Origin of the sequence: Hanamia caeni (assembly GCF_003721595.1) — a bacterium.
Lineage (GTDB): Bacteria > Bacteroidota > Bacteroidia > Chitinophagales > Chitinophagaceae > Ginsengibacter > Ginsengibacter caeni.
In genome coordinates, this window is sequence record NZ_RJJR01000004.1 from 221,362 (window position 1) to 234,044 (window position 12,683).

11 protein-coding genes are annotated in these 12,683 nt (G+C 37.2%); all 11 read right to left on the minus strand.

The window, feature by feature from the left end; translation table 11 throughout:
• Positions 1-47: 47 nt before the first annotated feature.
• Complete coding sequence (locus EFY79_RS06965) at positions 48-833, minus strand: segregation and condensation protein A (RefSeq protein WP_123119955.1); 786 nt, start codon at positions 831-833, stop codon at positions 48-50.
• Between the two features lie 80 nt (positions 834-913).
• Positions 914-1,294 carry a large conductance mechanosensitive channel protein MscL gene (gene mscL / locus EFY79_RS06970; protein WP_123119956.1) on the minus strand — a complete coding sequence of 127 codons (381 nt, stop codon included), beginning with the start codon at positions 1,292-1,294 and terminating at the stop codon, positions 914-916.
• A gap of 108 nt (positions 1,295-1,402) precedes the next feature.
• A complete protein-coding gene (gene frr, locus EFY79_RS06975; protein WP_123119957.1) occupies positions 1,403-1,966 on the minus strand; it encodes a ribosome recycling factor in 564 nt (187 codons plus the stop codon).
• Positions 1,967-2,062: 96 nt separating this feature from the next.
• Complete coding sequence (locus EFY79_RS06980) at positions 2,063-3,187, minus strand: MraY family glycosyltransferase (protein WP_123119958.1); 1,125 nt, start codon at positions 3,185-3,187, stop codon at positions 2,063-2,065.
• Positions 3,188-3,298: 111 nt separating this feature from the next.
• Complete coding sequence (gene pdxA, locus EFY79_RS06985) at positions 3,299-4,381, minus strand: 4-hydroxythreonine-4-phosphate dehydrogenase PdxA (protein WP_123119959.1); 1,083 nt, start codon at positions 4,379-4,381, stop codon at positions 3,299-3,301.
• A 69-nt stretch (positions 4,382-4,450) separates the two neighbouring features.
• A complete protein-coding gene (gene recR, locus EFY79_RS06990) occupies positions 4,451-5,077 on the minus strand; it encodes a recombination mediator RecR (protein WP_123119960.1) in 627 nt (208 codons plus the stop codon).
• Between the two features lie 91 nt (positions 5,078-5,168).
• Positions 5,169-6,566: an Ig-like domain-containing domain gene (locus EFY79_RS06995; RefSeq protein WP_123119961.1), complete on the minus strand. Its 1,398-nt coding sequence runs from the start codon at positions 6,564-6,566 to the stop codon at positions 5,169-5,171.
• A gap of 62 nt (positions 6,567-6,628) precedes the next feature.
• Positions 6,629-9,781, minus strand: a complete 3,153-nt coding sequence (locus tag EFY79_RS07000) for an ATP-dependent helicase (protein WP_123119962.1) — start codon at positions 9,779-9,781, stop codon at positions 6,629-6,631.
• 115 nt (positions 9,782-9,896) lie between these two features.
• Complete coding sequence (locus tag EFY79_RS07005; RefSeq protein ID WP_123119963.1) at positions 9,897-10,079, minus strand: hypothetical protein; 183 nt, start codon at positions 10,077-10,079, stop codon at positions 9,897-9,899.
• A 186-nt stretch (positions 10,080-10,265) separates the two neighbouring features.
• Entirely contained in the window at positions 10,266-11,405 is a 1,140-nt protein-coding gene (locus EFY79_RS07010; protein WP_123119964.1) for an acyltransferase family protein, read from the minus strand.
• Between the two features lie 228 nt (positions 11,406-11,633).
• Positions 11,634-12,668 carry a Holliday junction branch migration DNA helicase RuvB gene (gene ruvB / locus EFY79_RS07015; protein WP_123119965.1) on the minus strand — a complete coding sequence of 345 codons (1,035 nt, stop codon included), beginning with the start codon at positions 12,666-12,668 and terminating at the stop codon, positions 11,634-11,636.
• Positions 12,669-12,683: the final 15 nt, after the last annotated feature.

Below are 12,683 nucleotides of genomic sequence, written 5' to 3' on the forward strand. Positions count from 1 at the left end.
TAAAGCAACAAAAAGCGGATAATTATTTTTTATTCTTTAGGTAGATATTAGAATTCGCTTTTTAAATCCTCCGGATTTTCAGCAGGATGGTTCTCGTTATATTCGATGATAAAATTATTTGTGCCATTTCCTGTAATAATATTCATAAAATTTTGCTGAACCAGCTCAAGGATATTCAGAAAAAGAAAAATAGCGTGGATACGATCGTCGCAGACATCAAATATTTTTTCAAAGGAAATGGATTTTTCTGTTTTAATTAAATCGAGCATGTATTTGCGCGTGCCTTCCATGGTGTAGTTGTAACTGATCACGGTGTGTACCGGCCGGTTCCTTTTATCTAACAACCTTTGAGCTACTTTTTCAAAAGCTTTCATTAATTTAAACAGCGTTACAGTTTGTATCTCTGTTCCCTCTCCAGCCTGTTCGCCTATCAGTGAAAGTTCTTCTCTTATGTTGCCGCGCCTGGCCATTAGCATCCTCAGTGCCTCCATCTCGCTCATTTTTTGAGAGGCTTCTTTAAATTTTCTATACTCCAGTATTTTATCCACTAATTCCTGCCTTGGGTCAATTTCGTTTCCCTGTTCATCCAACTCTTTACGCGGAATCAGCATTTTAGCCTTAATGCGCATGAGCGTACTTATGAATAAAATAAATTCGCTGCTCAGTTCAATATTTAAGCTTTCGCTTTCATGAATATAATTAAGGAAATCGTTGGTAATTTTTGAAATCGGAATATTATAAATATCCAATTCATCCCGTTCAATAAAGAATAAGAGCAGATCAAACGGTCCCTCAAATTGCGGTAATTTTATCTGGTAAGTTTCTGTGTTCATCACTAATTAATACCTGGTTTTTTTCAAGATAAAAAAAATCCCGGTGAAAAGCTCACCGGGATTGCAAATTTATTGAATAATCATTGTCTTTTTTTGAGTTCATCTCTAATTTCTTCCAGCAATTTGTCAGTGGTAGATACCGGCGGAGGCGCTGGCTCATCAGCGGCTTTTTTCTGGAAACTGGCGATAAAGCGAATCAACAGAAATATCACGAAAGCAATAACGATAAAATTGATTACCGCAGCCAGAAAGCTTCCGTAGGTTACTTCTCCCCACTTTAGCTCAGCGATGTTTTTTGCTCCAACAGCATTTAATGCCGGAGTTAAAATAAGAGGCGTGATAATATCCTTCACTAATGAAGAAACAATAGCGCTAAAGGCAGCTCCAATAATAACTGCTACGGCTAAATCCATCACATTTCCTTTTAAGGCGAATGCTTTAAAATCCTTAACAAAACTCATATGATTAAATTTTTAGGTTTAGAATTGATTAGCACAAAAAGATTGCATGATTAAATGTAATACTTTATTTATTAGTAAAAGGTATTATTTGTTCAAAAAAATAAGTTATCAAACAGACATGATTTCTTTCTCTTTGGCAGCCAAATGTTTTTCTATTAAAATGATATGAGTATTGGTTATGTTCTGTATTTCGGCTTCGGCTTCTTTTGCCTTGTCTTCGCTAAGGCCTTCTTTCTGAGCCTTTTTCACCTGTTCAATTGCATCGCGGCGGATATTCCGGATCGCAATTTTGGCCTGCTCGCCTTCTGCATTACTTCTTTTTACAAATTCCTTTCTTCTTTCCTCAGTCAGTGGTGGAAGAAACAGCCGTATGATATTGCCGTCATTTTGCGGATTAATTCCAATGTTGGCCGCAATAATAGCACGCTCTATCGGTTGCAACATATTTTTTTCCCAGGGTTGAATGGTAAGCGTGCGTGCGTCTATCGCGCTTAAATTGCCCACCTGGTTAATGGCAGTAGGTGTGCCGTAATAATCCACTGTGATACCATCAAGCATGGTGGGATTTGCTTTGCCCGCCCTTATTTTGGTTAATTCACTTTCAAAATGCTCAGTCGCTTTTTTCATTGAAACTACAGCATCATTAATTATATTTAAAGTCTCTTCTGACATTTCCCAAATTTTGTTTTGATAAATATAAAGCCAAACCAGCTATTTTTTTAAAAGCTACAAATTTAGGTAAATGGAATGAAAAAGGAATGTGAACCTCTAATTCTGTTCAAGCGGCTCAGTGATAGTAAGAATTTTGTGAGTGCCTAAAACCGGCTCTTCATGAAGATGGCCATTGGTAACCATAATTTTTTGCCTGGGTTTGTTGTATTTAATCAGAGCCACCGATACAATAGAAGTGCCGGCTAAAGCAGTAAATACAACCAACGAGCCTTCAAAACGCAGTATATAAGCCATTAACACCAGCAAAAGGTTAGTAGTTGGCAAAAGAAGCGCAATCGCTTTATGGCTTAGTCCCATGTCTAATAGAAAATGGTGAATGTGGTTTCTGTCGGGCCAGAATGGGGAACGGCGATGAATGATTCTTACGCTTACTACCCTCAACGTATCGAATAATGGAATTACCAAAATTGAAAAGCCAAGCGCTGGTGCGGATGGCAGCGGGATAGCACCACCAGGGTTAGATGCAATATTTATAAATTTAATAACCAAAATTGAATTGACGAGGCCAATAAGCAGGGAGCCCGTATCGCCCATAAAAATTTTAGCAGGGCTGAAATTATAGATTAAGAAGCCAGCAAGGCTTCCGGCGAGTGACCAGGCAATTACCGCATAAAGAAGTTCGCCAGATAAATAAAAATAAAGGCCAAATATAATTGAAGTAAGAAGGCCCAGGCTTCCCGCCAGGCCATCCACTCCGTCAATGAGGTTGAAAGAATTGGTAATGACCACTATCGCAAAAAGAGAAATTAAAAATGAAGCCGTGTGAGGAATTTCATGAACACCTAACAATCCATAAAAATTGTTTATTTCGATGCCACCAAATTTAATGATAACGCCTGCAGCTATTAATTGTCCCACAAACTTTTTAGTAGCTGTTAAAATTAAAATATCATCTTTTATACCCATAAAAAAGATAATCATAATGGCTGCGGCAAAATATTGAAGAACGGAACTATCAGAGGCAGGAACTCCCAGGAGAGTACCAATAATAAATCCTGCAAAAATGCCTAAACCACCTAAAGTTGGAATGACTACTTTATGAACTTTTCTACCACCAGGCACATCAAATAACTTTTTATCTTTTGCAACCTCGATAATAACCGGTATGGAGAATAAGGTAATTAAAAATGCGAGGGCACAACTAAAAATGATATTTTCCATGCAATGATTTTAATCCTAAACAAATTTATATTTTGTTCAAATGAAGAACAAAATATCATTATTTTTCATAACGAAAAAATATCATTGATATTTTATTCCACTTGATTATAGTTATTCATCAGGACTGCCAGCTACAAATTGGCTACTTAGTTTTTTTAGAGGATTGCTATGGATCTCATCAAAATACGACCTGCTTTTTATAAAGTCTAAAGCGGCAAAGGTAGCTGCAGTGAAAGAGGAGCAGTCTGCCTTGTTTTTGCCTGCGATATCAAATGCAGTTCCGTGGTCAGGGCTGGTCCGTATATAGGGCAACCCCGCAGTAAAATTAATTCCTTCTCCAAAAGCCAGCGACTTCAATGGGATTAATCCCTGGTCGTGATACATGGCTAAAACAGCATCAAACCTGTTTTGATAATTGCGTGCAAAAAAGGCATCCGCGCTAAACGGGCCAGACACAATCATATTATAGTGTTTTGCATCCAACACTGCAGGCCTTATAATTTCCATCTCTTCTGATCCTATTAAACCATCGTCTCCAGCATGTGGATTTAAAGCCAAAACGCCTATTTTAGGTTTTTCAATATTAAAATCCCGTCTCAATGAAGCGTGTAGAATATTGATTTTACTTAAAATACTTTCTTTTGTTATAAGCGAGGCTACATCTTTCAATGCAACATGTTCGGTGACCAGACCTACCCTGAAATTTCCGGCTGCCAAAATCATCACCACATCCTGTTGCTGAAAAAAATCTTTAAAGAAAGGCGTATGCCCCGTATAGGGAAAATCAGCAGAATGAACGTTTTTTTTATGAATGGGAGCCGTTACCAGCGCATCAATGATTCCGTTTTTTAATGCATCGGTGGAAGCCTTCAGGCTTTTTATTGCATATCGTCCGCCGGCTTCATTTAATTCACCGGGGTTGATGGCAACTTCTTCTTCCCAGCAATTATAAATATTGATTTGCTTTGGATTTAATTTGCTGAAATCCTTGAGGGAGGCGAAGTTGAAATTGATTTCAGGAATACTTTTGCGATAAAAATTGATGACCTTATTGCTCGCAAAAATAACGGGAGTAAAAAACTCCAGCATCCGGCTATCAGCAAGGGTTTTGATTATTAATTCTATTCCGATACCGTTGAGGTCTCCTGTGGAAAATCCAATTACCGGCTTGTTTTCTGTTTGACTATTGCTCAATCTATTTGCTTTGGATGGAAAGGCAAGGTAATAAATATTGAATTTATTACCTGAATTAATGCGATCAGATTACCATTTATTATTTCCGACATAGCTATCAACAGGCATGCGGTTTGAAATGCTTCTTGCAAGGGTCATCTCGTCAGCATATTCTAATTCGCCGCCAAAAGAAATGCCCCGCGCAATCGTGGTGATTTTTACGGTGGAATCTTTTAATTTTTTACTGATGTAGTAAATGGTAGTGTCACCCTGGATGTTTGGGCTTAATGCAAAAACCAGCTCTTCGGTTTTTTCAGTATCCACCCGGCTTATCAGCGATTCAATTTCGAGTTGATCCGGCCCAATGCCATCTAATGGAGAAATAATGCCGCCAAGCACATGATACAACCCGTTGTATTGCTGGGTGCTTTCGATAGCAATTACATCACGGATGCTTTCTACCACGCATATTAATTGTTGCTGCCTTCCGCGATTGTCGCAAATATTGCAATATTCCTTATCCGAAATATTTTTGCATCGGGAACAAAAATGGATTTCTTCGCGCATTTTTAAAATGACATCGCTAAAGCTTTTTACATCACTTACTTCCTTTTTTAAAAGATGAAGAACAAGACGCAAAGCGGTCTTTTTACCTATTCCTGGTAATTTTGCAAATTCATTTACAGCGTTTTCTAATAAAGTGGAGGAAAAGATCATTCTGCAAAATTAAGAATTACGACTTTGAATAGCTTGTGAAAAAGACAGTGAATCAATAAATAAATTGAATTTTTATTTTGAAGATTGTGGCCTAAAGAATTAAGTCCATTTCATTATCCCAATCTGCCCTGATATTAAGCTTTTTAGGGATTGGGGTTACAATTTCAGGTTGTTTTCTCAATTGATAGTTTCCCGGATCCCAGGTACCGTTGTCATTCGTATCATTCAATATCCTCAAGTCGTATTCACCCGGCTCAAATAATTTTTTGCTGAAAGTTGGCGCCGTTAATTTAAAAGAATCCACCACTTTGGCATCTTTTACTACCTGCAATACCGGGTGAATAAATTTATCAAGATTTTTGAAATTTAATTTGATGCTTCCGTATTCATTGCTGCGTTTCGTTTTAAAACGAAGCGTATCAGCTTTTGACAGTGCATCGCCTAAAGTGTCTGTAGCAAAGTCTTTTTCAATTATTAAATCGTACTGGGTATCTTCCTGCCAGTTGGTTGCGACAAAAACTTTTGATAGATTGGTGTCGATAAAAATTGTAGCAGCAACAGGATGGAACAATGTATCCGTTAAACGGATTTTTGTTGAATCAAATGTTTTTAAGGGCACGGGAAATGTAATCGTAAGTGGCGAAAGCAGATCCTGCGTGCCGCCTGCCGCGGAGATTGTATATTTTAAAACTTTCTCTTGTCCTTTTTTTGAGGGAGCTGGTGTGCTTTTTACCGGTTTTTGGCTTATTTCTTCTGCATAAGCATACAATTTTTCCGGGGCCTTATCTTCCGGAATATGAATAGCGCTGTCTGCAAATGCAAAAAGTTGAGATGGATTATTATACATCTTTTGGCCGCTTTCATCTTTCAAAGCAAATAAATGATAGGTGCCTGACGCAAGATTTTTGAAATGAAAATTTCCTGATGAATCCAATCTTGCTACATATCTCGGTTTCTCTTTGTACACCGCTGAATCACCAAGATTATTATACAGCATCGCAATTAAAGTGCTGTCAGGTTTTCCTGTTTGCGCAATAATTACATTACCGTTTAAGGTAAGCGAATCTATATAAGAGCCAGTGGAAAGAACATACGTAAAATCGTGGTAAGGATTATTTTCGTTGATGTCCTGTATCGAATTGCCAAACTGAAAACTATAGGTAGTATTTGGCTGAAGCGTATCCCGTATTTTAATAGAAATCGTTTTTAATTTGGAAGTAATATTTGGGATAATTTTTGGCTCCGGCGCTACCAATAAATTCTTTTGCAAATCCTGCAAATGCACGTATTCATCAAAGGTTAAAACAATATTTTTTCCTTTAAAATGGATAGTATTATTCGGAGGTGTTGCATCCAATAATACCGGTGGAGTGCTGTCTCTTGGCCCGCCCGTAGGCATTCCAATCTGTGCACAGCCGGTGCTTAATACAGAAAGAAAATAACAAAATGCCGCAGCCGCTAAAAATATTATGGAATTATAAATCTTCATTTTGGAAAAGCAAACTTAAACGCTTTGAATGGATATAGACTTTTCAACTTCCTAAATTAAAATTAAATCTCCTGCTCTTCTTCAATGATATCATGAAGCGCGATATGGATTTCATTGTCTTTTACAAAATTGCACCACGTGCAATCTTCTTTCCCGCAGCCTGTATAAAAATCCCGGGCTTGTATCTTATTCCAAACATCGGTTAATTGTTGCTTTACTGTTGTTATATCCGAAGGTTCGATAAATATTTTTCTTTTCTGAAATCCTTTTGATTTGTCAGGTTCTACAAAATCAAATTCGGTGCTCACCACCTTCCAGTCCTTTCCGTCCATATTGTCAACGAGTATTTTGTAAAAAACGGCTTGCCGCCAATAATCGCCACCAATTGGATTATCAGGATTTGGCGCCAATAATTTTTTCTTTGTATAAGCACTGTTCACATCGCCGGTTTTGTAATCCACCACGTTCACTTCTTTTCCGTTGAATTCCATTTTATCAATTTTTCCTTTGATGGGAATTCCGTTTACCACATTTTTGATATTTCTTTCAACCGCTACAATTTTGTTGCACGAAGAAATATATTCATCATAATAATCGCCCAAAACAATTTCGCCCTGCTCCATTCTTCTTTTAAAAGATTCTGGTGTAAAATTTTCACGATGCCTTTTTAAATACCAGTTAAAATGTTCAAACATTCTTTCTTTCGGAGGAAATTTTTGTTCGGCACTTTTTTGCATTTCTTCAAATAATTTTTGCAATGCAAAATGTATAGCGCTTCCAAATTCAAGCGTCTCTGATTTTCCTGCCGGAATGCGGATAAGATTTTTATAATAAAAGCCAAGCGGGCAATCCAGGTAATTATTTAAAGAAGTTACATTCATCACATATTTTTCCAGGATAGAAGAAATAAAATCGTCTTCGCTTTTATCAAGTTCAGGCGCCTGTTGAACATAATTCAATATTTCAAAATCCATCAATTCTTCCTCAGGCATTTTTATATTTTCGATTTTCAAATCATTCCCTTCGACAATTTCTGCCACAAACATAGAGTGCTCCGCATCTTTCCCATCGGGTTTTAATTTGGTGAAAGAGATTGTCAAAGTTTTCTCAGCTCGTGTAATCGCTACATAAAATAGTCTTCTCAATTCTTCTTCCGTACTTCCAGAGGGAAGCGAAGAAAACAAAGTATCAGGCAGCGAATATCCATTATTGCCGGTTCTTTTTTTCTCCCATAAATGCGCATTCATTCCTATGATAAAAACATATTCAAACTCCAGTCCTTTTGAGCCATGCGCAGTTAATAAATTTACGCCCGAGCTGTTGCCTGAAAATTGAATCAACGGCAGCGGCAGCTTTTCTTTTTTCATCAGCTCAATTGCTTCGAGAAGCCCCTTCAAATCAAGAGCCTGATTTCTTGATGTTTCATCTTTTATATAATCAAATAAGCCGGTAAGGATTTGCAAAAGCCTGATCTTGTCTTTGCTTTTCATGATGTAAGAAAGTATTCCTGCATCTGAAATTATTTTTTCAAAAAGCGTTTGCAGGGGCACATTAGAAACGTCTGCAATTAATTGCTCAAATGTTTTGCTGAACTTTTTTAATCTCTCATCGATGCCGGTATCAAAAAGGTCTTTGGCAATTGTGTTCGCTTTTTCATACAATAATTTTCTCAGAGAAGTAGGCTGGCCGCTGTAATTTTTTTTGTTTACTTCCACAGCTAGCTTAGCAATTTCTATTGGTGGAATTTTATAAAAATCAAAATGTAAAATTTCGAAAAGAAGCTCGCCGCCGCCAAAAGGAATGTCATGCTCGGCAGCGAGATATTGCATTATCTGGATTATTTTTTTTGCAAAAGGCTCATCCAGAATATTGATGCTTTTTTTTGAATAATAGGGAATATTTTTCAACCTGAAATATTTCATCAATAGTTCGCCGTAGCTATTTTCTTTGTAAATCACTGCGATTTTTCCTGGCTCTGTTCCGCCGCTAATCAGCTTTTCAACCCTATTGGTCACGTCTGCCATCTCATCTTTAACCGTGTTGTATTCGATAATTGCCGGGCGATCAATCAATTTTTGCAATTCTTCTCTTGAACATTTTAGTTCTTTGGTGAGGCCGGGAAATTTATGGATCAATCTTTCCACATTCCTATCAATTAATGATTTTGAAACATCAAGAATTGGCTTTGTAGACCGGTAATTATTCGTAAGCACAATTTTTAAAAGCCCTTCATAGCTACCCGCAAAGTTTTCCATATTTTCCACATTCGCTCCCTGGAAACGATAAATGCTTTGATCATCATCGCCCACTACAAAAACATTCGGCTCATCCCAAAATTCAATAAGCAATTGTACAATCTCATTCTGCGTTCCGCTTGTATCCTGGTATTCATCCACCAAAATATATTGAAATCTTTCCTGGTAATCTGCCAACAGGTTTTTATTTTCTTTAAATGCCGTGATAACCCAATTAATCATATCATCAAAGTCATACAAATTTTTTTGCTTCATCAGGTTTTGGAAATTATTGAACTCATTTACCGCCGAGCATAACTTTTTCATTTTCTCTACTTCATTAAAATATTCAGGCTTGTAATCGCCTGCTTTAACGCCCGATTTTACAGAAGGTCTTTTGTATTTAAATTTATCTTCATCTTTAATTCTTTCCAGGTAAACATCAATTCTTTCAACAATATATTCCGGCGTCCAGCCTTCTCTTTTCATTGCTGAAAATAAATTCTGAAGATTGTGTATTTCAAAATAAACATCACCGCGGTATCTTTTTAAGGGATTATTTTTTGGAAGATTATCAATAAGTGTTTTATACAATTGAATTTTTTCAAGGTCAGAAACCGGGTTCAGCGCCGTTTTTTCGAACAAGGACAAATTTTGCTGAATAACTTCATTGCAAAAACCATGAAACGTATAGATATTTACTTTGTAGGCATCCGGGCCAATAAATTGTAACAATCTTTTGCGCATGGCGATAGCGCCGGCATCCGTATAAGTGAGGCACAAAATATTTTGAGGAAGCGCATCCGTGTCCAATAAAATTTTTCCAATACGCGCTGCTAAAATTTGCGTTTTTCCAGTTCCGGGGCCTGCGATAACCATCACGGGGCCTTCAATTTTATCTACGGCTTTTTTTTGTTCTGCGTTAAGTTTTAGGTAATCTTCTCTGAATTTTTTTATTAAATTCTCTCTGTAAGTTGGCATGTAACGAAGTTACTTGAAAAGCGTTTTATTTTTCGTATTCCACATGCATTTAAGATTTTTTTTGCCATCGGGATCCAATTTTTTATGCCTGACATTTTGTTATTCATTGTGGTTCCTATTCATAATGTTTAATATCGTCATTTCCGGGCTGCGAATAAGAGGGAGGGTCGCTGGCAGGGAACGATTGATCGAGCTCTTCATCTATTCTCTTTTCGATTTGCTCTTTTTCCTGGGTCTCCTCTGATTTTTTTCCTGAGTCTTTCTCTTTATCCGGGTTCGTTTTCTTTGCTTTATTCATAATTTTTTATTTTGAAATGGTAATAATCAGGATGTCAGTGAAATCAAAACTCATGCCCTGATTGGGTGGAAAAATGCGGAGAAACAAAAGAAGATATTGTGAAAGAAAACACGGTTATTTGTTGCTTTACTGGAAAGATGCAATTTAATCCGTATTACCCGGATCAAATGTAGGCGCAGGAATGGTTTAATATTTATTTGTTTTTATTTTTTGTAATAGTGTCCGTATTTTGAAGCCGGAGTCAATAAATTCCATTAGTTGCTTTTCCAAAGAGCGAAGGATAAGCGCCGTTAAATAAACAAATGCCAGGAAAACAAATGATAATCCTAAGGTGATAAATGGATTATTATATTTTTCTGCGGTTGTTATCAAGCGATGACGCAGCAGTCCATTAACAACAAAAAGGTAAAGTGATACGCTTCCCGTAAATTCGAGAAAGAAGTTAAGATTTGCAAACTTACGGATGATCGGAATAGCCCAAATCAGCGCTTTCAGCATAATGAGCGTAACTGCTAAAAACGAAAAATACCAGGCATATTGATTTATATTGCCCAATGAAAATATAACAAGCGCCATAAGCAAAATAGTCGTAGAAATTTTTATTTGGCCCCGCGCTGCAAAATATAGCCCGAGCGAAAAAACAGGCAGTTGCCCTATAAAAGTAAAGTACACGCTCGTTCCCGGAATGCCAATAAATAGATCAAGCGCCATAGATATTCCAATAAATAAAAACATAACAATCAATAAAGAATCAGGTCCGGCTTTTCGTAGTAGCCATAACAAAAAAGGAAAGATCGCATATAGCTGTACAATCAATGAAAAAAACCACCACGGGCCATTGATGGTGAGGGCTTCATTCGGCACAAATCCATAGAGCAAAGTAAGCTTTAATAAAATGCTTTTTATAACCGGTAAGCCTGGTAATATTTTTAGTTGAACTAAATTAATCAATACTGATAAGGCAATGCCCAGCACTAATGTAGGATAGAGCTTTATTATTCTTTTTTTCATGAAGGGAAACCAACTGATATTTTTATGCGCATACGACAGGTATAGTCCGTAAGAACTGATAAAAATGAATAATTGAACTCCATAATGTCCAAAATAGGAAGAAGCAAACCGGGTAAAATCGAGAGGAGTGCCAACTGAAAAATCAATGAACCTTCTGAAATTATCTTCAGAAAATGAAAATTCATTTTCACCGGTTGCCTTTTCTATCAGATGGAAAAAGTTGTGAAATATAATCATCAATATCCCCACCCCTTTAATGATATTCGTATCATTTTTTGATAGAAAGCCATGATTACGTGTCAGCTTAGCTTTCATGAAAAAAATTTGAACTAAGTAATTTTATTACTAATAAGCCAATTTGAAATTAGTTAGCTGGTTTAAAACACCGGGGATTGGGTTTTCTAAGAATTGGTAATTTTGGGATAATTCTAATAGTAAGTAAAGTTATGAGAATACCTGATTAATAAAAAAATTATTAATTTTTTTCCGACGAAAACTAATTCAATGCAACTATAATTAATGAATGTGCTGCAAGATTTAAATTCAGAAAAATAGTTCCGGCCCTTTATTTTTTCTTTGAGGAATTTTTCCCAGGTGGCGATAGGCCTTTTCTGTTACTTCCCTTCCGCGTGATGTGCGCATTATAAATCCTTCCTGTATCAGAAAGGGTTCATACACTTCTTCCAGCGTTCCGGGTTCTTCTCCTACTGCCGTCGCAATGGTGGTAATTCCCACCGGTCCGCCTTTAAACTTGTCAATCACCACGTTAAGGATGCGATTATCCATATCATCCAGCCCGTATTTATCTACATTTAGGGCTTTCAATGCATGCTCTGTAATTTTTAAATCAATAATGCCATTCGAAAGCACTTGTGCAAAATCCCTCACTCTCCTTAACAATCCATTGGCAATTCTTGGTGTGCCACGGCTTCTTCCTGCAATTTCTGTGGCCGCATCTGACGTGATTTTGGTTTTAAGGATTGAGGCCGAACGGAGAATAATTTTTTGCAGCGTAGCCGTATCATAATATTCCAATCTGGATTTAATCCCAAACCTGGAAAGTAATGGCGCGGTTAGCAACCCACTGCGTGTAGTAGCGCCTATCAGGGTAAAAGGATTTAAATTAATCTGAACGCTCCGCGCATTTGGGCCGGTATCAATCATGATATCTATCCTGAAATCTTCCATCGCCGCATATAAATATTCTTCAACCACATTACTAAGCCGGTGAATTTCATCAATGAATAACACATCGTGCGGCTCAAGGTTCGTAAGCAATCCCGCCAGGTCGCCAGGCTTTTCAATTACGGGGCCGCTGGTTTCTTTAATATGCACGCCCAACTCATTGGCGACAATCCTGCTTAGCGTAGTTTTCCCTAATCCGGGCGGCCCATGAAATAATATATGATCAAGGGATTCTTTTCGCTGCTTCGCTGCCTTTATGAAAATTCTTAAATTTTCGATTATTTGCCCTTGCCCGCTAAATTCTTCTATGATAGCAGGACGAATGTTATTTTCAAATTCTTTATCCGCTGGTGTCAAAAGTTCCTTTTCTGAGTTTAAATTTTGGTTTTGCATGCAAAAATTTTTCTA